This is a genomic window from Paenibacillus zanthoxyli JH29 (genome assembly GCF_000520715.1).
In the GTDB taxonomy this organism is placed as follows: Bacteria; Bacillota; Bacilli; order Paenibacillales; family Paenibacillaceae; genus Paenibacillus_AQ; species Paenibacillus_AQ zanthoxyli.
The window spans coordinates 1-21474 of sequence record NZ_ASSD01000167.1; the positions used below are offsets into that span (position 1 = coordinate 1).

Below are 21474 nucleotides of genomic sequence, written 5' to 3' on the forward strand. Positions count from 1 at the left end.
ACATTCCCGCCTGTCGTCGCGCCCGGAGCCAATGTGACATAATCCCCGATCCGGCTATCATGATCGACCGAAGCCTTCGGATACAGCACACAGTGTTCGCCGATTACGGTATCGCTGTTAACGATGGCCCCCGCCATCAAGACGGTGCCTTGGCCGAGCTCCGCTCCCCTGGCAATCCAGGCGCCCGGATGGACAGCCGTCACGAAGACGAAGCCCGGGTAGAGGGAGGCGATGCGGGCGGCGATAAGAGCCCGGGTCCAATTATCCCCGATGGCGACGATGCCTCCGTGAATATTCTCCCGATGATCGGCGATATAGTGTTCGTTTCCAAGAACCCGATACCCGTAAACCTCAGAGCCAACAGCTTTGTAGCTGTCGAGCAGCCCGGAGATCCGGTATCGTCCTTCCCGTTCAATGGCGTCGATGACCGCTTTGGCATGTCCCCCTGCGCCGAATACGACGATATTTTTCAGGCAAAATCCCCCCTTTCTTTGTTTCAATATAGCATATCCCTGCTGTTTCGGAATCAATTTATTGTTTTTGCGATCTGACAATTGACAACTTTCTGCCAAGAATGTTACGCTTTGTTTGTGTTCGTTAAATAGAACGAATCTGACTTTCTTGTTCGCTATGTTCTCGGAGGTTTCGCTATGTTCTCGGAGGTAAGGAGATATCCCATGAGAAATCCATTTGCTCTGAAGACGGAAGTCCTATCAACCGAAATGCAGCTTCTTCTGGCGCTTCTTGGCGCGGAGAAGGTGGAGGATTTGCCTGTCCGCCGTCCGGAGCTGTTCCGTGGGATGGACTGGGAAGCGTTTATTGAGCTGGCTGTGCATCACCGCGTATACCCTAATCTTTATCCCAAGCTGAAAAATCTGAGGGAGGACGCGGTGCCGGCCGGAGTAATCAGCTGTCTTTATAATTTCTACAGCCGAAATACGTTTCAGATGCTTCATTTGAGCGGTGAAATGGAGTTTATTGGAGGAGAGCTGGACCGAAAGAATATCCGAGCGCTCTTTCTGAAAGGTCCGGTCATTGCCAAGGATCTCTATGGCGATATATCTCTGCGAACCTCCTGTGACCTGGATCTGCTGATCCCGCTTACCGAACTGGACGCGGCGGAGTCCTTACTGGCCGGTCTCGGTTATGTGAAAGACGATTATATCCATACCGTTCTGAATGATTGGAAGTGGAGGCATCACCATACGACCTTTACCCATCCGAACAAGGGGATTAAAGTGGAGCTTCACTGGAGACTCAATCCCGCTCCTTCCAGTGAGCCTGACTTTGAAGAACTGTGGAGCCGCAGGCGGATTAGCGATCTGACCCGGCAGCCGATCGCTTATTTGGGGCAGGAGGACCTGTTCCTGTTTCTCGTCTCCCACGGGGCGCGGCATGGATGGTCGAGGCTGCGGTGGCTGCTGGATATTAAACAGCTATTGCTTCAACAGCCGGATGCCGGGAAATTGACCGCTCTGCTCCGTAAATATCATTACTACCATGTAGGCGGGCAAGCGTTGACGCTGGCCGGCGGACTGCTGGACGCCGAGATCGCCGCCGGGCTTCGCAGCATGGAGTCTGCTCCGAAGTCGCGGGCAATGGCGCAGCAGGCGATGTTCTACTTGGAACGGATGATCAATCTGCATTCCATCCCCGTTCCGGAGGACGTTGCCGCTTATCATAAGCGGCATCAATTTGCCCTGCTTGCGCCGATTCAGAAGTTTAAGTTTATCCTGAGCTTTCTTTTTCCCTATCCGGAGGATGCGGAAACGATGCCTCTGCCGAAAAATTTGCATTTTCTATATTTCCCTCTGCGTCCCTTTTTGTGGGCCTGGAGAAAAACGGTAGGTGTGCAGAAATGAAAAAGCTGCTGATCGCCTCATATGATATGGAGGTTGGCGGAGTAGAGCGGAGTCTGGCTGGCATGCTTAACCATTTTGACTACCAATCCTATGCCGTTGACCTCATGCTGTACCGCCACACTGGAGAATTTATGGAACTGCTGCCGTCCGCAGCGAGGCTTCTTCCCGAGCAGCCGCCCTATGCGACGTTCCGCAAGTCTATATATGAAGTCTTCCGCAGCGGACATTTCATGATCGGACTGGGACGGCTCTTATCCAGACTGCATGCTTCAGCGGTGGGCAAGAGGAAAGGGCTTAAGGAATTAGGGTACTTCCAAATGCAGTTGATGTGGAAATACACCCTTCCGTTTCTTCCCCGTCTGGATCCGGAATATGACGCTGCCATCAGCTATTTGTGGCCGCATGATTTTGTCGCTGACAAGGTGTCGGCAAGAACGAAGATCGCCTGGATTCATACGGATTATTCCACGGTTGAGACAGATGTGAATATGGATTTGAAGACGTGGGACAAGTTCGACCGCATTGTGGCGGTATCTGAAGCGTGCAAAGAGTCTTTTTTAGCGAAATATGGGAGTCTTGAAAGTAAGGTGATCGTCATCGAGAATATGACCTCACCGGAATTTATCCGATCCATGGCCGTAAAAGAATCCGCCGGCGATATGGGGCGGGACCCGCGCTTCAAGCTGGTTACGGTGGCAAGACTGTCCCATGCCAAAGGAATCGACAACGCGGTCAGAGCGCTCAAGCTGCTGAAGGACCGGGGATATGACGACATCGCCTGGTATGTGGTCGGTTACGGCGGAGACGAGGATTTGGTCCGGGAACTAATCGCTGAGTCCGGCCTTGAGGACCAATTTATTCTCCTGGGCAAGCAGATCAATCCTTATCCGTATATCCACTGCGGAGATCTGTACGTTCAGCCCTCGCGCTATGAGGGGAAGGCGGTTACGGTTACGGAAGCGAAGATTCTCGGGAAGCCGGTGCTGATTACCGATTACACAACGTCACGCAGTCAGGTGACGGACGGAATTGACGGCAGGATCACCGCCTTGTCGGTGGAGGGAATCGCGGACGGCATAGAGGAGCTTTACCTCCGCCCCGATGTGCGTGAGAAGCTGGCGGATCACTGCCGGAAAGCCGATTATGGCAATAGCAGTGAGCTGGAGAAGCTGTACCGCTGTATAGACGAGAGTGATGCGAAGGAGGGTGTTCTTAGTGCGGTATAATGTCAGCGTTATTATTCCGGTATTTAACGCGGAGCCTTATCTTGCCGAGTGCATCCGGTCCCTTCAAGCCCAGACGCTTACGGATTGCGAGTTCATCTTTGTCAACGACGGCTCTGTGGATGGCAGCCGGGCGATCATCGAAGCCGCGATGAAGGATGACCCCCGTATCCGGCTGATTAACCAGGAGAACCAGGGGGTGAGCATGGCGCGAAACCGGGGTCTGGCGATCGCCACAGGAGAATATGTCGGCTTCGTAGATGCTGATGATTACATCGAAAGCGATATGTACAGCACGCTGTACGGCCTGGCGGCGCTTGAGGGCTGCGATGCCGCGGTCTCGAATCTGGAGAGCGAGATCGACGGGCGGCCGGTCGTCACCCGCTATCCTTTTGATCAAGGAAGGCTGCTGGACAGGGAGTTCATTCGGACGGAAATCCTGCCCCTTTTTTTGCAGTGCGATGATCTCAATACGTCTGTCAACAAAATATACAAGCGGAGCGTCATTTTGGAGCATTCTATTAAGTTTCCGGAAAAGGTAGCCTTGGGCGAGGACGCGCTGTTCAATATACATTTTTTTGCCCGGGCCGCTTCTATGAGATATATCGATTACACGGGTTACCACTACAGAGAGGTGCAGGGGAGCGCCACGAGGAATATACTGGAAAAGGACTACTTCGGCCAGGCACTCCGGATCTATCAGACGGAACCGCCGGAAATCTTTAGAGAGCTCCTGTCCGAGCCTCTTATTAAGCGTTTGAAAGCCATCCGCTTTATCAAGACGGCCATGGCCTGCATCTATATTTATTTGAAGCCTTCCAAGACGGTGAAGTTCCGGCAAAGGTATCGCTACATAAGCCAATTAATCAACAACCCTCATGTAAGGGCGGCGCTGCCCGTGTATTGTGAGTCGGAATTCGGACAGTTGGGCAGGTTCGAGAAAGCGACCATAATGATGATCCGCACCAGATTGACACTGGGCCTCGTAGGCATAGCCGCTTACAGCAGGCTGAGAAACGCCTAATATTAGGAGTGATTAGTCATGAAAATTATGATGTTTGCGCATGGCGGCAGCTTAAATCGGGGCTGCGAGGCGATTGTCCGCTCCTCCGCTCAAATGATCAAGGAGAACATCAGCGGAGCAAGGGTATTTCTGGCATCCGAGCAGCCGCATACCGACCGAGCCATTCCGAGTCTGGACGGAATTTATGACGGCTCCAAATCGGAGATCGTGAGGCCTTCCCTGCAGTGGATGATGTCTGCGGTCCGGTTCAAGCTGCTGGGGGATGAGTCCTATGCCACCGGGATCATTGAACAGAACACGATCAGCCGGATCAAGGATGTCGATGTGTGCTTGTCCATCGGGGGAGATAATTACTGCTACGGCGAGCAGCCGGGCTGGTATGAGATCGACCGCAGAGTCAAGCGGCAGGGCAAGAAGCTGGTGCTGTGGGGCTGCTCGATTGGGGAAGAAGACATGACGGACAGGAAGCTTGAGGATCTAAAACTGTTCGATTTGATTCTGGCCCGTGAAAGCCTGACGTATAATATGCTGCGGGATCAGGGTCTCCGAAATGTCCGGCTGTGCGCCGATCCGGCTTTTACGATGGAGAAAGAGGAGCTTCCGCTTCCTGACGGCTGGCAGCTAAGGAATACGATAGGCGTTAACTTTAGCCCGCTCGTCAGCAGCCGCAACAAGCAGGCGGGCTCGGCGGTGCGCGAATTGCTGTCGCATATTCTGAAGACGACGGACATGACGATTGCCCTGACCCCGCATGTGATGGTGGACGGCAACAACGACTATGAGCTTTTACGATTATTCCATGAGGAATTCGAAAACACCGGCAGAGTCATCCTGCTTCCCGATCATCTCACGGCGGTTCAATATAAAGGCTATATTGCGCGGATGAGATTCTTTATCGGGGCCCGGACCCATGCGACCATTGCGGCATACTCCAATTTTGTTCCGACCATGGTGCTTGGGTACAGCGTCAAGTCCAAGGGGATCGCGAAAGATCTATTCGGCGAGGAGAAGCTGGTGCTCGGTATTAAGGAGATTTCCAGCGGCAGGAATCTGATTGCTAAATTTAGTGAAATGCTGGTAGAAGAAGAAGAGATCAAGGCGGCGCTGAGGCAATCCGTACCCCGGATTCAGCAAATGTCCTATAAAGCGGTCGACTACTTGAAAGAGCTTGCCTAGAGGTGAACATGAAAAAAAAACTCCTATTTGTTATACCGAGTCTGACTTCCGGCGGCGGTGAACGAAGTCTGATTAATTTACTGAGCCAAATCGACTATAACGCGTATGAGGTTGACCTTTTCTTGTTGAATCATGAAGGACTGTTCATGGAGTTTATTCCGCCGGAAGTGAATGTGCTGCCCGTCCCCAAGCATTACAAACGCTTCGTCCTGCCTCTTCCCAAGGCTGTGCTGAAGCTGCTGTTGGCCGGACATTTTACACTGGTGTATCACCGCCTCATGTTTAGCCTGAAGAACCGGGGCGCAGGCAATGACTCCGTGAAAGAGCAGTACAGCTGGAAGCACCTGTCGCGTTTTTTCCAGATTCTCCCCAAGAAGTATGATACGGCGATCGGCTTCCTTGAGAAGACTTCGATCTATTTCTGTGTCGAGAAGGCCAAGGCCAAGAGCAAAATCGGCTGGATTCATATCGACTACGATAAGCTGGGGATGGACCCCGCCTTTGACGAACGTTATTTCGAGCAGCTGCAGCATTTGGTTACGGTATCGGAAGAATGCGGCAACATATTGGTCAAAAGATTTCCAGAGCAGGACCACAAGGTCAATGTGATTCATAATATTGTATCCCCGGTGCTGATCAAGCAGCTCGCCATGCAGAATCCGCCCGATGATTTCAGCAGCAATGAGGATGGAATTAACATTCTATCTATCGGCCGGCTGCACCCGCAAAAAGCCTTCGAGCTGGCTATTGAAGCCTGCAAAGAACTAGTCGATAAAGGTTACAACGTCCGCTGGAGCATTATTGGCGAAGGAGAGGAACGGCAAAAGCTGACCCAAATGATCCGCCATTACGGGCTTCAGGATCATTTCAGGCTGCTGGGACTCCGCTCCAACCCGTATCCCTATATCCAAAGGGCCGATCTGTACGTCCAGACCTCCCGGTTCGAGGGCAAATCCATCGCGATCGATGAGGCGAAAATATTAAAGAAACCGATCGTGGTCACCAACTTCAGCACCGCCAGAGACCAAATCCGCCACGGCTTCGACGGGCTGATCGTGGACATGAATCCGTCCGCCATCGCGGCTGGAATCGAGCAGCTCATCGCGGATCGGGGCCTGCGAGCCCGGCTGTCGGATAATCTGGGGCAGCTTGAGCTTGGGACCGAGGATGAAATTTATAAGTTCTACAATTTACTCGCATAGAAGGGTGAGTGCTATGACCGGGAAAAAGAAGCTGCTGTTCGTCATGAATAGTCTCGTCTGCGGAGGCGCGGAGAAGTCGCTCATTTCATTGCTCCAATCCATCGATTATTCCCGCTGCGATGTGGATCTGCTGCTGTTCAAGCACGAGGGCCTCTTTATGAATAAGATCCCGGATCAAGTCCGCCTTCTGGATGCTCCACCCAGGTACAAATATTTTGATATGTCCATCAAAAAGGCGCTGAAGAACTGTCTTGCAGAAGGCAAGCCGGGTCTGGCTATAGCGCGGATCAGAGCGGGATTTCTGTTTAAAAAGGAGAGCCATCCGGCCAGACGCGAACAGCTGCTGTGGAAATACAGCTCGCAGTCGCTGCCGCAGCTATCCGCTGAATACGATGCCGCCATTGGATATATGGAGAATTCGCCTATTCGCTATGTGGTGGATAAAGTGGTGAAGGCTCGTAAGAAGATCGGGTTCATTCATAATGACTACGATAAGCTGGGCATGAACCCGGACCTGGATGACAAGTATTTCAGCCAATTGGACTGCATTGCAACCGTATCTGAAGAATGCGTGCAAATTTTGAAAGACCGGTTTCCCGCCTATAAGGAGAAAATCGCGCTGATGCATAATATCGTGTCTCCCTCCGCCATTACCGAAATGTCTTCCGATGAAAGCCCTATTCAGAAGCGGGAACAAACAACGATTGTCTCTGTCGGCAGGCTGAACTATCAAAAAGGCTTCAACCTGGCCGTGGAAGCCTGCGATTTGCTAGTCCGCGAAGGATATGACATCCGTTGGTACATCGTTGGCGAGGGAGAGGAAAGAGGGAGCCTGGAGCGGCTGATCCGGGAAAAGGGGCTGCAGGATATTCTAATCCTCACGGGACTTAGGGAGAATCCGTATCCTTACATCAAGCAGTGTGATATCTATGTGCAGACCTCCTTGTTCGAGGGCCGCTGCCTGACGATAACGGAAGCCAAGATCCTGCACAAGCCGATTGTCTCGACTGATTTTGAAGTCATCTACGATCAATTGAAGGATGGATATAACGGGCTCATCGTGGGCAGAGACGCCCATTCCGTATACTCCGGCGTCAAGAAGCTGATCGATGATGAAGAATTGAGGGAGCGGTTCATCGGCAATCTGGAGCATGAAGAGATGGGAACAGAGGACGAAGTCCATAAATTGTACCAGTGGATAAGCTAGATTAAGGGGTGGGAGCTATATTTGGTCTAACGTTTGGCCTCATAGTTATCGCAATCGTATTGATCATAGCGCTAATTGATGCGGCGCCTATCTTTGGAGACTGGTTCGGGAGGATACACATCGGCAGATACAGTGACAGGCATGTCTGGGCGAAGGCCGTTACGGAAACCGGTGCGAAATGGCTGACAAGAACGCCTAAAATTAAGCTTACCGACAATACCCGGTTAATTGTGCTGGATATGCTGAGAGGCAACTATACGAGACCGGCCATTCAGTATTGGCAGGAGGCTTCCCTGCTGCTCGGCTTTCACAGCTATTTAAGCCATAACAGCGATCCGAAGGCGGAAGCGGCGGTGAATGCCCTGATCTCTTCCAAATTTGGAAGCGACGGCCGGTGGAATCACCCGCCGCAGCAGGTGGATGGCGCCATCTTGGCTTACGGGGTGATGAAGCATTCCGAAGGGCGGCCAGAGGCGCATAAAGCTGCGATGGATCAGATGTGGAAGCTGATTCAGGAGCATATCGGCGAAGACGGAACGGTGCAGTACCGCAAATCAATGAAGGATTATCGTTATGTCGATACGATCGGCTTTATTTGCCCCTTCCTGGTAGTGTACGGATTGCGATACGGAAAGCCGGAATGTATCGAGCTGGCCGTGAGACAAATTCTGGAGTATGAGCGGTTCGGAATGCTGCAGGGAACGTCAATTCCGTGCCATGCGTACAGCACCGGGACGAAGTATCCGCTTGGCCTGTACGGCTGGGGCAGAGGGCTCGGATGGTACGCGATCGGCCTCATTGATGCTTGGCGGGAGCTTCCGGACAGCCATGAATACAAGAAGCCGCTGGAGGAAGCCGTCGTACGGTTTGCCCGCACGGTCCTTACGGTGCAGGGAGATCAGGGGCAGTGGAACTGGACGGTAACGAGACCTGAATCCAGAGCCGATTCCTCGGCGACAGCGATGCTGGCCTGGTTTATGCTGAACGCGGCACAGATCGAAGAAATATCACGGGAATGTGCGGCCGCCGCTGATTCAGCGATTCTCTATTTAATGAAGGCAACGAGAAGGAACGGCGCCGTTGATTTTTCTCAGGGGGATACGAAGGACATCGGCGTTTACTCCGTCCTGTTCAATATCTTGCCGTTCACGCAAGGCTTTTGCATCCGATTGGCCAACTCGAAGGATCAATAGGCAGGGGATATACATGAGAGTAAAAAACTCCATCATTAATATAACGGCGGGCATCGGCAATCAACTGGTGATCACCCTGCTTAGCTTTGTCTCCAGAACCGTCTTCATTAACCGGCTGGGCATCGAGTATTTGGGCGTAAACGGTCTGTTCACGAACATTCTCTCGATGCTGACGCTCGCCGAGGCGGGAATCGGGACGAGTATTATGTACAGTCTGTATAAGCCGGTGGCGGAGAATGATTATGAGAAGATCGGCCGGTTAATGCGGCTGTACCGCAGAGCCTATCTTGTCATCGCGCTTGTAGTGACATTGCTCGGACTGTCGGTCATGCCTTTTCTGAACGTGATCGTCAAGGATCATAGCGTGGAGCATCTGCATTTAATTTACCTGATCTTTCTGCTCAATACGCTAACGCCCTATCTTTTCTCCTATAAGAATTCATTCCTGAGCGTCAATCAGAAGAACTATATCGTAACCGTGGCCTTCTCGGTGACTTCCATTATCTCCACCTGCCTGAAGATCGGCATCCTGTATTACACGTCGAACTATATTCTTTTCCTTATTGTAGACAGCGTGCTGACGATAACGACCTCTATCCTCTTAACGGTCGTCGCGAACCGGAAATATCCTTATTTGAAGCAAAAAGTGATAGGCAGGCTCGATGCCGGAACCCGAAACGGAATCGTCAAAAATGTAAAAGCGATTATCATCCAGAACATCGGCAGCTACCTGGTGCTCGAAACGGAAAGCATCCTGATCTCCACCTTTGTCAGCCTCAAGGCCGTCGGCTTGTATTCCAACTATAAAATGCTGATCGATATCGCCCGAACGTTCATCAATCAGGTGTTCATTAATCTGTATCACAGCGTTGGCAATCTCGTGTCGAGTGAAAGTACGGAAAAAGTATACAGCGTATATAAAGTCATGCTGCTGCTCAGCTTTTGGCTGTACTCGCTGCTAGCGATACTGTTATATATCGTGCTCGCGCCGTTCATCACGCTGTGGATCGGAGAGAAATTCCTGATGAGCAGCGGGGTTCTTGCCATTCTGCTGCTTCTGTTCTTCGAGCGCGGGATGCGCAATCCGATTACGACCGTGAAGACTACAGCCGGTATTTTTCAAGAAGACCGGTTTGTTCCGCTGGCTCAGGCGGCTGTCGGCTTGGGCATTTCCATTCTTTTAGTGCGACAGATCGGGATTGCAGGAGTTTTCGTCGGTTCAATGGTCGGCGCCTTAGCCATGCCTTTTTGGACAACACCCTATTTAGTGTATAAAAAGGTATTCCATCGACCCATATCGGAGCACTACCGACTTTATGCATACTTCACTATAATAGGGGTGGGCGCTTTTTTTGCAGCATATTCAGCGAGCGGTCTAGTCCATGCGAACAGCTTTCCGCTTCTCATCATTAAAGGCGCGGTCGCGTTCATCATTGTCAATCTCATCTATGTGCTGCTCTTTCACCGCAGAGACGAGTTCGCCTACCTGCAAGGAATCGCCAAGACATTGCTTGGAAAGGTCACGGTAAGGTTCGGCCCATTAAAAAAGACGGAGGTTGATTAGGATGGCTATTCTTATCACCGGAGGCGCCGGTTACATTGGCAGCCATACCGCGGTGGAACTGCTGGAAGCGGGATATGAAGTTGTAATTGTCGATAATTTTGCCAACAGCCATCCCGAGGCGATCAAGCGGATCGGCGAAATTACGGGCAAGCCCTTTGCCTTCTATGAGCTGGATCTGCTCGACGGGGAGGCGCTGGACGATGTGTTCGCCAGACACGCTATCGAAGCCGTCATTCATTTTGCGGGGCTTAAGGCTGTGGGTGAATCGGTGCAAATTCCGCTGAAATATTACCACACCAACATTATGAGCACCTTGAGCCTATGCGAGACCATGCAGAAGCATGGCGTATTCCGCCTCGTGTTCAGCTCTTCGGCCACCGTCTACGGCGCTCCGGAGTCCGTGCCGATTACGGAGGATTTCCCCATCGGTGCTACCAACCCGTACGGACGAACCAAGGAAATGATTGAACATATTTTACGTGATATCGCCGTATCCGATTCCCGCTGGGGCATTTCGATCCTGCGCTACTTTAACCCGATCGGGGCGCATAAGAGCGGGCGGATCGGCGAAGACCCGAACGGCATTCCGAATAATCTGCTGCCTTATATCTCCCAGGTAGCTGTCGGCAAGCTGGCCAAGCTCAGCGTATTCGGCAATGACTACCCGACGGCTGACGGAACAGGCGTAAGAGATTATATTCATGTCGTGGATTTGGCGCAGGGCCATCTGAAGGCGCTGGAGAGGATAATGGGCCGTACAGGCGTGGACGTGTATAATCTTGGGACGGGCCGGGGGCTGAGTGTACTGGAGATCGTGAAGGCGTTCGAGAAGGTGTCGGGCCAAGCGATTCCTTACCAGATCGCGGAACGAAGAGCGGGCGATATCGCCGTCTGCTACGCCGATACGTTCAAGGCGAATGAAGAACTGGGCTGGAAGGCCGTCCGGGGAATCGAAGAAATGTGCGAGGATACGTGGCGTTGGCAGTCCGCTAATCCCAGAGGCTATGCAGAGAGTGAACTGGAACCATTAAAGTGATCGATTGAGCTGTCTCGGAGGCAAAATGCTGAAGAGATGGCTTTTCTTATTCATCAGACTAGCGCCGTTCCAGCTTCCATTTGCTGAATTCCAGGAAATCGCGAAACTCTCGCTTGCTGATACCGGAGTTCATCGCTTCCTTGACGAGCTCGCTCCATTCCATATCGGCCGGTTCGGCGTCTTCCTTCTGCTTATCGGACTGCAGGAATTCTTCCACGGTTATGCCTAGGACCAAGCCTACCTTCTCCAGAAACTGAATGGAGGGATTCCGCTGAATCCCGCGCTCGATTGAACTCAAATAGGATTTGGCTACTCCCGCTCTCTCGGATAATTCAGTAAGGGAGTAATTTTTATTCTTGCGAAGCTGTTGTATCTTTTTGCCGATCATGGCGGACCTCCAATACTTGAAACGGATAATAACATATCGATTTCGATTTATTTATTAGACGTTTTGGCAAACTTATCGACAACAGTAAATTGATGCATCTCTTCTGCGCCGGAAATATAATAAGGGCCGCTGCGAAGCCAGGCGTGAGCGATCAGATTGCCGCTATCGTCCTTGGCCGTTCCTAAATAAAGGGTGCTGCCGATGCCCCTTCGCTCCAGCATTTTCATCCCGGCTATGGCTCTTACCAGACATTTGCTGTCCCACGGCGTATACTTGCTGATTATATTTATGGAGCTGGCAATATGTCTCATGGCGGAAGTATGGCTTGCATCGTAGTCTTGATCCGTCTCTTGTCCTCTTTCACCGAGCGAAGGCACTACTTTGGAGAACTTGTAGAAGAGGCGCGTTCGGGCCCATCCCAATAGTAAAAAAGCTTCCAAATAAAAAACCAGGGTAGTCTTGTCTAGGGTGAACAACAGCCGGAACTTGCTTGCCATCTTCATCCGGCATCAGCTACTCGAATCAAATCTTCTTTCAACAGGCTCTGTAAAAAAGGAATGACGTCCTGTTCGCAAATGTCAGCGTCAATTTCGTAGATTTGCTGAAGGGATCCGATGATCTCCTTCACGGACCTTGGAGTGCTGATGATGCTCCAAATATCTCCACCGACCTGGCCCAAATTGAAATACTTCCCCTGCTGTATGCTGAGCATAACCTTCTCGCCGTCCATATCGCTTACAATATTGCCTTCACATTGAACTAGAACGGTGTCTATGGATAAAATCTCTGCTTTTTTCACCAATAATCATCTCCTTAGCCGGAAATCTCAGGTGGTTTGTCTTGTAATCTAACGTTCTTTCTAAAGAACAGGACTAAATAAATGTAAAAATATAATTGTTGAGCAAAGAAATTCAATCGCAATGTCATGTTCTTTATAAAGAACGTAAATTATAAGTATAAGGTAACATTCTACCAAATTATTGTCAACTATACCCGGGAGTAATTTTGTATTCAACTGTAGCATATTGACCTGATTGTATAGATGTGGTATATAAAAATAGGGATTAGCACTCGAGTGATTCGAGTGCTAATCTGTGCGAAAAAGATGCGGACATGTTTTTTCGCAGGACGATTAAGGAAGGGGAGTATTCCATGGCCAAGAAACAGTTTCAAGCCGAATCGAAAAGATTGTTGGAAATGATGATCAACTCGATCTATACGCAGCGCGAGATTTTCCTCCGTGAGCTCATTTCCAATTCCAGTGATGCCATCGACAAAATTTATTACAAGGCGCTGACCGATGAGTCGCTCACGTTTAACAAAGAGGATTACTTCATTAAGATAACCGCAGACAAAACGAACCGTACGCTGACGATCTCCGACACGGGAATCGGTATGACCCAGGAAGAGCTGGAGAACAACCTCGGGGTCATTGCCAAGAGCGGCTCGCTCGCCTTTAAGAAGGAGAACGAAGCGAAGGACGGCCATAACATTATCGGCCAGTTCGGGGTCGGATTCTATTCCGCTTTCATGGTAGCCGACACCGTTACGGTAATCAGCCGCCCGCTCGGCAGCGATACGGCATTCAAGTGGGAGTCCGAAGGCGCGGACGGCTATACGATTGAGCCCACCGGGAAGGATTCGGTCGGCACCGACATCATCCTGAAGATCAAGGAGAACACCGAGGAAGACAATTACGATGAGTACCTGGAAGAGTACCGCCTGAAGTCGATTATTAAGAAGTACTCCGATTTTATCCGCTACCCGATCAAGATGGACATTACCAGCAGCAAATTGAAGGAAGGCAGCGAGAACGAATACGAGGAAACGACTGAAGAGCAGACCGTCAATAGCATGGTCCCGATCTGGCGCAAGAATAAGAGCGAGCTGAAAGACGAGGATTACGAGAACTTCTACCAGGAGAAGCGCTACGGCTTCGATAAGCCGCTGAAGCATATCCATATCAGCGCCGACGGCGCGGTTGTGTACAATGCGATCCTGTTCATTCCGGAGAATACGCCTTTTGACTACTACACCAAGGAGTATGAAAAAGGTCTGGAGCTGTATTCGAACGGCGTCCTCATTATGAACAAATGCGGCGACCTGCTGCCCGACTACTTCAGCTTCGTCAAAGGGATGGTCGATTCCGAGGACCTGTCGCTGAACATCTCCCGCGAGCTGCTTCAGCATGACCGCCAGCTCAGCCTGATCGCGAAGAACATCAAGAACAAGATTAAGAGCGCGCTGCAAAGCCTGCTCAAGGACGAGAGAGAGAAGTACGAGAAGTTCTATGGCGCCTTCGGCAGACAGATCAAATTCGGGGTATACAACGATTACGGCATGAACAAGGATACGCTTCAGGACCTGCTGCTGTTCCACTCCTCCAAGGAGAAGAAGCTGGTCAGCCTGGACGAGTACGTATCCAGAATGCCCGAGGAGCAAAAATACATCTACTACGCTTCCGGCGAGTCCATCGAACGGATCGAGAAGCTGCCGCAGACCGAATTGGTTGCCGATAAAGGCTACGAAATTCTGTACTTCACCGACGATATCGACGAGTTCGCCATCAAGATGCTGATAAGCTACAAGGACAAGGAATTCAAATCCGTCTCCAGCGGCGACCTTGGAATTGATACGGAGGAGCAAGATAAAGCTGCGGAAAACGCGGATACCGAGAATAAAGACCTCTTTGAAGCGATGAAGGATGTGCTTGGAGGCAAGGTCAAGAGCGTCAAAGCTTCCAAGCGGCTGAAATCCCACCCCGTCTGCCTGTCCTCGGAAGGCGATTTGACCATCGAGATGGAAAAAACACTTCGGGCGATGCCGAACGGCGCCGATGTTCAGGCCGACAAGGTGCTGGAAATCAACGTCAACCATGACGTCTTCCAGTCCCTTAAAAATGCTCAAGAGCAGGACAAGGAGAAGCTTGCCCTCTATACGAACCTGCTGTACAACCAGGCGCTGCTCATCGAAGGGCTGCCGGTCGGCGATCCGGTGGAGTTCACGAACGATATTTGCAAGATTATGGTGTAAGACGGCAAGTATTTAAGCAGAAGTAAACAGCCCGCTGTAGGCGCTTAGGCCGACATATTGCGGGCTGTTTGGCGTATTAAGAGGTGGCAGTGTAGGATGAGGTTATACTTGCTTGAAGGGTGAACCTCTGTTCAAAATGGAGTTTTAGAACATCTCATGTTGAAGATAAATATAGAAGCTAACATGTATTTTAATCAACGACATGTCTTTGGAATATCTAAGCGTTACTTGACGGTTATAGGCTTTATTATCGGTAATTTGATTCCTTCTTCCATAACCAGAAAGTAGCTTACGCGTTTGCTGGCATTGTAGCTAAGAAACTTCCAACTTGCTTTTTCAAGTCCTGCCTGTTCGGTAGCAACGGTTGAGCCATTTTCCTCATATATATTCCAAAGACCTGTACTCAAGTCCTGAACACATACGTATCCGCCGGCAGTTTGTGTTTTCCAACCGGAAGTTTGGCCGTATAATTGCTTGAATGTGGACGTATGACTCAGAATTTCTTTGCCGGAGGCCAGGCTGTATAAGGAATGGAAGGCTTGCTGATCCGCCGGGTCGGGGTGGCGAACATTCGCAGGTTGGTGTCGATCGGAAGACGGTCGATATCGGTTGTTTTTTTGTGTGCAAATTAAGTATCCGTAGTTCATAAGAGTCTGACATATTCCCTTGGTAGTAGTACTTGATCGCAAGATATGGGCATTCCACAAAATCCCAGTCCGATATGCTGACTTATTCATAAATGCCTTTGTCGATTTGGGCATCCAAGGTGACCAGAGGCTGTCTTCCCGCCGGTGAATAGAGGGTGAACCGATTGCCCTGCCGCACCATCAGGCGTTCATTCACATGGCCGTAAGGAGCCGTCAATTTGGTCTCAGCGTTTTTGGAAAAGCGGATTGGGTACTGGAATTTTCCGGTTTGAGCACCCTGGTCATTGAAGACGCGTTTTTGAATTTTGCCCGCATCGGTTTGCGTCAGCACAATGATTTTGTTCGGATTCGTCAGTACATGGACATCGAGGATTTTTTGACCTGCACTCAGTTCCTTGACCACGCTGCCCTTTACGACGTCAATAAGTTCGAGCTTGTCTTCAGTCTCAACGAGTTTGTCTTGGGTCTCAATCAGAACCTCTGTATCATTAACTTGATAAACTTGGCTCTGATCTCCAAGCATAGCCTGCGTGAAGCCGCTTGAAGCCGCCAAAGAAGTTCCCGGTAGAATGGCGGCACCGGAGACAAGGGTGAGACTCAGTGCGGTTTTAAGGATGAAATTATTTAACGCTAGATCCCTCCTAAAAATAAGTCTTATTTATCAAAACGGAAATATTAAAGATATGTTGCGGATTAATAAGCTTCAGCATATTACCTACCTTAAAGAGGAACGATTGATTGTATTTGATTAAGTAGACGAGGGTAGCGCCGTTCCAAGTATTGGGCACGGTAATCAAAGAGATGATCAATCCGACGAATCCCAGATCGAATACCTTGATGAGCACAACGTTCAAACCAATATTAGGATTATGGAGAGGCCCGAGCATGCTTTCGTTCCATTAACCCCCGTAATACACCGCAAACCGCTTGAGAAATGAACGAAGAACGGATAGGAGATGCAGCATCCGATCAGAAAAATTTTTGTGTTCATTTTACTCTCGATCATGTCTTGTGCAATCTTCCCTTTCTTTTCCGGAATCACATGTGTAAGTAAATGTTACATTAGTTGGTCTGCTAATGCTCGAAATCTCGATTTTTATGAATATTATGTGACAAAATCTAACACAAAACCTTGACGATCGACAACTTTAGACTCTATACTGTATCAAATAATGAAAAAATGGTGACAATTTCATCGAATTGGATTCCATTTTGAAATGAGGAGTGGGTGGCTAAAGAAGACTGGGCTAGTTACCTTGACGGGAAGGGAGATTATCTAACGTGAAGAGTGAAGATAAGAATGACCGGGCGTACCATTATATTCGAAATGAGATTATTCAGGGGAAACTAAAACCTCTGGATACAGTTGATCAAACCTTGATCGCGAAGCATCTGGAATGCAGTCGTTTGCCTGTTCGTCAAGCATTGCTCAGGCTTTCCTTAGAGGGGTTGGTTACGTATATATCCAATAAGGGCGCGAAGGTAACGCCGCTTAGTATGGAGGATCTGGTAGAAATCTATAGCGCACGTATTTCTCTGGAGTCGATGCTAGCCAAAGTAGGCGCAAGAAAGTGCGAGCTGGGCCAGATTCTGGAGTTGAAAAGGCTGCTCGAAGCGAAAAAAGTCGCTGTAGAGAAACGAGACTCGGTGCAATTTCTTCAGTTAGATGAACTTTTCCACGACGTACTTTACCGCGCTTCAGGTTACCTCTATATCTGCTCCTTGACGGATCAGCTCAGGCAGAGAGCGCTACGGTATCTGCATGTTTACGCATCTTCGAGAGATCACCTTCAATCTTCATTGGACGAACATACCCAAATTGTTGAGGCTATTCAAGCGAAAGAATACGAGCTTGTCGGAGAATTGATCAAGGCCCATATCGAGAAGGGTATGGAAGAATTGGCAAAAGAGATTACAAGTACGGATCATCTCAGAGAGGCGGAATAATATGCGTAAACTATCCATGGTGATTATTGTCTTGACAATTTGTACGGTATTTGCTGCTGCGTGCGGTAATGGTAACTCCAGCCCTTCCAGCTCTCCTTCGGCTTCGAACGCCGCTCCACCCTCTTCCTCTAATCCTGGTTCCAACGCTGAAGCGTCTCCGTCTCCAACTGTCACCTCGAAATTATTGCAAGAAGTTATTGCGAACAAAAAAATCGAAATCGGAACTTCCAATGACGCACCTTGGTCTACAGTAACGGCGGATGGGAAAGCGGAAGGGATTGTTCCGGATATTATTCGCGGCTTCTTGACTTATATGAACGTCGATGCGGAGATTAGCTCCACTGCAATGCCATTCGGCAGCATTATCCCATCCATTCAAAGCGGCCGGATTCAAATCGTGGGCGATGCGATGTACAAAACGGCTGAACGCCAAGAACAAATCGACTTTACGGACATCCTGTTCTACAATCCAGAAGCTCTGGTTGTGAAGAAAGGAAATCCGCAAAATATCAAATCACTGGAAGATTTAGCCGGTAAGGCGGCAGGGACGTATGAAGGCACGACATGGATTGAGACGCTCAATAGTATCAAGGGAGCAGACGGTTCCAAGGTTCAGGTGAGTGTCTATCCTACGATTCAGGATGTCATGGCGGATGTAGAGAGCGGACGTTTGGCGGCCGCCCTGATCGATTCCTCTGTATCGAGTTATGCGATCAGCCAAAACCCGAATCTGAATCTTGAATTGGTTGCCGAGTATTCTCCGGATAAGGCAGCGGTAGCGAACGGGATTGGTATAGCTAAAGGAGATCCCGAATTCATTACCTTGTTTAACGAATATTACGCTCAGGCTTTAAGCAGCGGCGAGATTAAAGGGATCTTTGAGAAGTGGGGATTAACACCTGCTGATTATTGGATTAATAAGTAAGGATAGTCAATCAGATAACAATCCCCCCCTCTACGAGTAAAGGTTTCACGACCAATCTTGACAATAGAGGGGGTTTTTAAAGGGAAGGAGCGAGATAGGGTGCAAAATGAATTAATAGCGAATTTGATTGACTGGGCGCCCAAGCTGAGCAGTGGTCTTTGGAAGACGATCTTACTGACGTTAGTGAGTTTCCCTATCGCACTTGTTATCGGTTTGCTTCTTGCAATGCCGCGGATCGGGAAGCGCCATATTCGCATCTTATCCATTCCGGCCGGAATTATTGTCGAAGTGATCCGAGGCACGCCGCTTATTCTCCAATTATTTTATATCTACTTTGTTCTTCCTTATATGGGCATACGCTTTGATCCGTTTCAAGCGGGCATCCTTGGACTGGCTCTGAATTATGGTGCGTACTTAAGTGAAGTTTACCGTTCCGGCATTGAAGCAATCCCTCGCACGCAGTGGGAAGCAGCCAAAGCTTTAAATATGAGTTGGGCGAAGACGATGCGTTTGGTTATTTTGCCGCAAACCCTACGTGTCATTATGCCGTCACTCGGGAATTATTTGGTCTCTCTATTTAAGGATAGTGCGCTGGCGTCAACGATCTCTGTGACGGAATTAATGTTTGCCGGAAGATTGCTGTCTTCGGACACCTTCCAGTATATAACGATCTATACTGCTGTTTTTATCATTTACTTCATTATCAGTTATCCTGCAATGATCGGTGTTCGTATGCTTGAGAAAAAACTGGCTCGCTAAACGAACATATGGAGAGGGGCGATTGTGATGGCAACGAAGCATAAACCGGGTAAAGAAACGGTAATCGCGCTGGATAACATTCATAAGAGTTTCGGCTCTGTAGAGGTATTACGGGGTGTTTCGCTTGAGGTAAAAGCGGGAGAGGTTGTATCTATCATCGGTCCAAGCGGATCGGGTAAGACAACCCTTCTTCGGACAATAAACGGGATTGAGACCATTAATCAAGGGACAATTAACGTTAAGGGCATAACGCTGACCAGCGATGCAAGTCCACAGGCGCTGAATGAGATTCACAGTAAAGTGGGCATGGTTTTTCAATCCTATAATCTATTTCCTCATCTCACGATTCTACGCAACATTACACTGGCGCCGATTCACGTGAATCGGGTGAATAAGAAGGATGCGGAAGCCGAAGCGCTTCGCTTGCTTGAAGTTGTTGGGTTGAGGGAGAAGGCGAACAACTATCCGAGCCAATTATCCGGAGGCCAACAGCAGCGCGTTGCGATTGCCAGGGCGCTGGCCATGCATCCGGATATTATGCTATTTGACGAGGTGACATCTGCGCTGGATCCTGAGCTTGTGGGGGAAGTGCTGCTTGTCATGCGGAAGCTGGCGGAGGGTGGAATGACCATGATCTTGGTGACACACGAAATGAAATTTGCGGAAGAAGTAGCAGATCGCGTCATCGTGATGGACAAGGGTGTCATTGTCGAACAGGGGCCTGCGAAAGAAGTGTTCGCTCATCCGAAGACCGAAAGAACGGCCAAGTTTCTGCGTCGTGCTCTCCAGCAGGACTGGATGGAAGATGTTCAGGATATACAAGTAGCGGAAAGATCGTAATTTCGTTCTATTATTTTCTGAAAAGAGTGAGCAGTTTGACACTGCAAAATGAACTTCGGCCAAAGTCTAATTATCGTCTCGCGATTCCATGGCTTCGATTAAGGAAGGGGTTAGGAGATTCCGAGAGTTCACGATAAGTAAGGGAAGAGGAGTTGAAGAATGAAGGCTTATATCGATATTTGTTCCGATCTGGGAGAGGGCTATGGAAACTATAAGGTCGCTGATGATCGAGCGTTATTGGAAGTGATCAGTTCGGCTAATATCGCTTGTGGGTTCCATGCCGGGGATCCGCGTACGATGAATGCGGCGGTAGCGCAAGCGATGAAGATGGGAGTTGGTATCGGTGCTCATCCTGGTTTTCCTGACCTGGTGGGATTTGGAAGAAGGGACATGGAATTAACCTCGTTAGAAATAATAACGGATACACTTTATCAGATAGGTGCTTTAAGTGCTTTTGCCAGGGCACACGGTGGTAGCTTGCAGCATGTATTCCCTCACGGCGTATTGGGAAACCGGGTGAATTACGATCGGAACTACGCAGAGGCGTTCATAGAAGCAATCGTTATGTATGATCCGTCCTTGATCGTGATGACCGATCCGGGAGAGCTTGCGAATATTGCCGAGCAGCGCGGGCTCAAAATAGCCTTCTCTATCTATGCCGATCGTGCGTACAACGAAGACGGATCCCTCGTTTCCCGCAGTATTGAGGGAGCTGTCATTCATGACCCTGAAGTCGTTGTGGAAAGATGTTTGCGGATGGTGCTTGAACGAAAAGTGACCGCAATTACGGGGCAGGAAATTGAAATTCACGGCCATACGTTGGTCGTTCACGGGGATACGGCGGGCTCGCTTGAGCTGGCGCTTAAGATTAAAGAGGCGTTCAAGAATCACGGAGTCGGCGTTATGCCCCTTGGGAAGTGGCTGTAGATTTATGGGAACGCGTCAGATGATGGGCTAAGGTTCTATAGAATAGGGAGGTCCGGTGAATGACGGATAATATACTGTTAGTTGACCGTAAGCCTTCCGTTAAGGAATATTTGAGCTTGCGCAAAGCTGTAGAATTTCAACTAATGCCGGAGGATTCAGTTGCCCGAGGCCTGGATAATTCTCTGTTTGCCGTTTGCGCCGCATCCCCGGATCGTATAGTGGGGATGGCAAGAGTGATCGGCGATGGCGGCACCTGCTTCTATGTTCAAGATGTTCTCGTCCTTCCTGAATTTCAAGGGAGGGGACTGGGGGCTCGAATTATGGAACGCATCATGGATTATATCGGCAAGAATGCCTGCCAAAGCGCCGTTGTCGGGCTGATGTCGACAAAAGGGTTAGAGCATTTCTATGAAAGATACGGCTTCTGGAAAAGGCCGACGGAGCAGTTCGGAAATGGAATGATCCAATTCTGGGGCGAGGCAATGCACCTGGTGAAAGATTTGAAGGGATAGTCCGGAGGT

General features: G+C 49.7%; 22 protein-coding genes. 16 read left to right on the plus strand and 6 right to left on the minus strand.

The features are described from left to right. On the minus strand, positions 1-500 hold a 500-nt coding region (locus L691_RS31855), incomplete at its 3' end, for a PglD-related sugar-binding protein (RefSeq protein WP_156934179.1). A 177-nt stretch (positions 501-677) separates the two neighbouring features. Between L691_RS31855 and L691_RS0106460 the strand changes: the two genes are divergently transcribed. Genes L691_RS0106460 through galE form a run of 9 tightly spaced genes read left to right on the plus strand, consistent with a single transcriptional unit; the run spans position 678 to position 11487 of the window. Then, complete coding sequence (locus L691_RS0106460) at positions 678-1862, plus strand: nucleotidyltransferase domain-containing protein (RefSeq protein WP_025689484.1); 1185 nt, start codon at positions 678-680, stop codon at positions 1860-1862. Further along, positions 1859-3088, plus strand: a complete 1230-nt coding sequence (locus L691_RS0106465) for a glycosyltransferase (RefSeq protein ID WP_025689486.1) — start codon at positions 1859-1861, stop codon at positions 3086-3088. The genes L691_RS0106460 and L691_RS0106465 overlap by 4 nt, the downstream gene beginning before the upstream one ends. After that, entirely contained in the window at positions 3078-4109 is a 1032-nt protein-coding gene (locus L691_RS0106470; protein ID WP_025689487.1) for a glycosyltransferase, read from the plus strand. Before L691_RS0106465 ends, L691_RS0106470 begins: the two co-directional genes overlap by 11 nt. An 18-nt stretch (positions 4110-4127) precedes the next feature. Further along, positions 4128-5285 carry a polysaccharide pyruvyl transferase family protein gene (locus tag L691_RS0106475; RefSeq protein ID WP_025689488.1) on the plus strand — a complete coding sequence of 386 codons (1158 nt, stop codon included), beginning with the start codon at positions 4128-4130 and terminating at the stop codon, positions 5283-5285. An 8-nt stretch (positions 5286-5293) separates the two neighbouring features. After that, positions 5294-6487 (plus strand): glycosyltransferase, encoded by a 1194-nt coding sequence (locus L691_RS0106480; protein ID WP_025689489.1) that lies wholly within the window; start codon positions 5294-5296, stop codon positions 6485-6487. Between the two features lie 13 nt (positions 6488-6500). After that, positions 6501-7694, plus strand: a complete 1194-nt coding sequence (locus tag L691_RS0106485; RefSeq protein WP_025689491.1) for a glycosyltransferase — start codon at positions 6501-6503, stop codon at positions 7692-7694. 17 nt (positions 7695-7711) lie between these two features. Further along, positions 7712-8887, plus strand: coding sequence for a glycoside hydrolase family 88 protein (locus L691_RS0106490; protein WP_025689492.1), 1176 nt, complete (start codon positions 7712-7714; stop codon positions 8885-8887). A gap of 13 nt (positions 8888-8900) precedes the next feature. Further along, the gene (locus tag L691_RS0106495; RefSeq protein WP_025689493.1) at positions 8901-10451 is read left to right on the plus strand and encodes a lipopolysaccharide biosynthesis protein; all 1551 of its coding nucleotides are present in this window, start codon (positions 8901-8903) and stop codon (positions 10449-10451) included. 1 nt (position 10452) lies between these two features. Further along, on the plus strand, positions 10453-11487 hold the full coding sequence (galE, locus tag L691_RS0106500) for a UDP-glucose 4-epimerase GalE (RefSeq protein WP_025689494.1): 1035 nt from the start codon (positions 10453-10455) through the stop codon (positions 11485-11487). Positions 11488-11545: 58 nt separating this feature from the next. Here galE and L691_RS0106505 read toward each other — a convergent pair whose 3' ends face one another. The 3 genes from L691_RS0106505 to L691_RS0106515 are packed head-to-tail and all read right to left on the minus strand — an operon-like array spanning position 11546 to position 12674. Then, the gene (locus L691_RS0106505; protein WP_025689496.1) at positions 11546-11875 is read right to left on the minus strand and encodes a helix-turn-helix domain-containing protein; all 330 of its coding nucleotides are present in this window, start codon (positions 11873-11875) and stop codon (positions 11546-11548) included. A 47-nt stretch (positions 11876-11922) separates the two neighbouring features. After that, entirely contained in the window at positions 11923-12378 is a 456-nt protein-coding gene (locus L691_RS0106510) for a lasso peptide biosynthesis B2 protein (protein WP_025689497.1), read from the minus strand. Then, on the minus strand, positions 12375-12674 hold the full coding sequence (locus L691_RS0106515) for a lasso peptide biosynthesis PqqD family chaperone (protein ID WP_051459318.1): 300 nt from the start codon (positions 12672-12674) through the stop codon (positions 12375-12377). Before L691_RS0106515 ends, L691_RS0106510 begins: the two co-directional genes overlap by 4 nt. Positions 12675-13027: 353 nt before the next feature. Here L691_RS0106515 and htpG point away from each other — a divergent pair, with 353 nt between their 5' ends. Further along, positions 13028-14908, plus strand: a complete 1881-nt coding sequence (gene htpG / locus L691_RS0106520) for a molecular chaperone HtpG (protein ID WP_025689499.1) — start codon at positions 13028-13030, stop codon at positions 14906-14908. 224 nt (positions 14909-15132) lie between these two features. Here htpG and L691_RS0106525 read toward each other — a convergent pair whose 3' ends face one another. Both L691_RS0106525 and L691_RS0106530 read right to left on the minus strand, forming a co-directional pair. Further along, a complete protein-coding gene (locus L691_RS0106525) occupies positions 15133-15555 on the minus strand; it encodes a hypothetical protein (protein ID WP_025689500.1) in 423 nt (140 codons plus the stop codon). 82 nt (positions 15556-15637) lie between these two features. Continuing rightward, entirely contained in the window at positions 15638-16108 is a 471-nt protein-coding gene (locus tag L691_RS0106530; RefSeq protein ID WP_025689501.1) for a hypothetical protein, read from the minus strand. 728 nt (positions 16109-16836) lie between these two features. On the opposite strand from L691_RS0106530, the gene L691_RS0106540 reads away from it, so the two are divergent. From L691_RS0106540 to L691_RS0106565, 6 genes are all read left to right on the plus strand, one after another. After that, positions 16837-17502 carry a GntR family transcriptional regulator gene (locus tag L691_RS0106540; RefSeq protein WP_025689506.1) on the plus strand — a complete coding sequence of 222 codons (666 nt, stop codon included), beginning with the start codon at positions 16837-16839 and terminating at the stop codon, positions 17500-17502. Position 17503: 1 nt separating this feature from the next. Next, a complete protein-coding gene (locus tag L691_RS0106545) occupies positions 17504-18427 on the plus strand; it encodes a substrate-binding periplasmic protein (protein WP_025689507.1) in 924 nt (307 codons plus the stop codon). A gap of 99 nt (positions 18428-18526) precedes the next feature. Then, positions 18527-19186 (plus strand): ectoine/hydroxyectoine ABC transporter permease subunit EhuD, encoded by a 660-nt coding sequence (ehuD, locus tag L691_RS0106550; protein ID WP_025689508.1) that lies wholly within the window; start codon positions 18527-18529, stop codon positions 19184-19186. A 27-nt stretch (positions 19187-19213) separates the two neighbouring features. Next, the gene (locus tag L691_RS0106555; RefSeq protein ID WP_025689509.1) at positions 19214-20026 is read left to right on the plus strand and encodes an amino acid ABC transporter ATP-binding protein; all 813 of its coding nucleotides are present in this window, start codon (positions 19214-19216) and stop codon (positions 20024-20026) included. Between the two features lie 159 nt (positions 20027-20185). Continuing rightward, positions 20186-20953 carry a 5-oxoprolinase subunit PxpA gene (locus L691_RS0106560; RefSeq protein WP_025689511.1) on the plus strand — a complete coding sequence of 256 codons (768 nt, stop codon included), beginning with the start codon at positions 20186-20188 and terminating at the stop codon, positions 20951-20953. A gap of 59 nt (positions 20954-21012) precedes the next feature. Then, complete coding sequence (locus L691_RS0106565; protein ID WP_025689513.1) at positions 21013-21465, plus strand: GNAT family N-acetyltransferase; 453 nt, start codon at positions 21013-21015, stop codon at positions 21463-21465. Positions 21466-21474: the final 9 nt, after the last annotated feature.

What these genes read in the sequence shown, in the direction of transcription:
- galE (WP_025689494.1), top strand. Translation starts at nt 10,453, where the DNA reads ATGGCTATTCTTATCACCGGAGGCGCCGGTTACATTGGCAGCCATACC.
- L691_RS0106525 (WP_025689500.1), bottom strand. Translation starts at nt 15,555, where the DNA reads ATGAACTACGGATACTTAATTTGCACACAAAAAAACAACCGATATCGA.
- L691_RS0106485 (WP_025689491.1), top strand. Translation starts at nt 6,501, where the DNA reads ATGACCGGGAAAAAGAAGCTGCTGTTCGTCATGAATAGTCTCGTCTGC.
- L691_RS0106560 (WP_025689511.1), top strand. Translation starts at nt 20,186, where the DNA reads ATGAAGGCTTATATCGATATTTGTTCCGATCTGGGAGAGGGCTATGGA.
- L691_RS0106555 (WP_025689509.1), top strand. Translation starts at nt 19,214, where the DNA reads ATGGCAACGAAGCATAAACCGGGTAAAGAAACGGTAATCGCGCTGGAT.
- L691_RS0106565 (WP_025689513.1), top strand. Translation starts at nt 21,013, where the DNA reads ATGACGGATAATATACTGTTAGTTGACCGTAAGCCTTCCGTTAAGGAA.
- L691_RS0106505 (WP_025689496.1), bottom strand. Translation starts at nt 11,875, where the DNA reads ATGATCGGCAAAAAGATACAACAGCTTCGCAAGAATAAAAATTACTCC.
- L691_RS0106460 (WP_025689484.1), top strand. Translation starts at nt 678, where the DNA reads ATGAGAAATCCATTTGCTCTGAAGACGGAAGTCCTATCAACCGAAATG.
- L691_RS0106545 (WP_025689507.1), top strand. Translation starts at nt 17,504, where the DNA reads ATGCGTAAACTATCCATGGTGATTATTGTCTTGACAATTTGTACGGTA.
- L691_RS0106465 (WP_025689486.1), top strand. Translation starts at nt 1,859, where the DNA reads ATGAAAAAGCTGCTGATCGCCTCATATGATATGGAGGTTGGCGGAGTA.
- htpG (WP_025689499.1), top strand. Translation starts at nt 13,028, where the DNA reads ATGGCCAAGAAACAGTTTCAAGCCGAATCGAAAAGATTGTTGGAAATG.
- L691_RS0106480 (WP_025689489.1), top strand. Translation starts at nt 5,294, where the DNA reads ATGAAAAAAAAACTCCTATTTGTTATACCGAGTCTGACTTCCGGCGGC.
- L691_RS0106475 (WP_025689488.1), top strand. Translation starts at nt 4,128, where the DNA reads ATGAAAATTATGATGTTTGCGCATGGCGGCAGCTTAAATCGGGGCTGC.
- L691_RS0106510 (WP_025689497.1), bottom strand. Translation starts at nt 12,378, where the DNA reads ATGAAGATGGCAAGCAAGTTCCGGCTGTTGTTCACCCTAGACAAGACT.
- L691_RS0106495 (WP_025689493.1), top strand. Translation starts at nt 8,901, where the DNA reads ATGAGAGTAAAAAACTCCATCATTAATATAACGGCGGGCATCGGCAAT.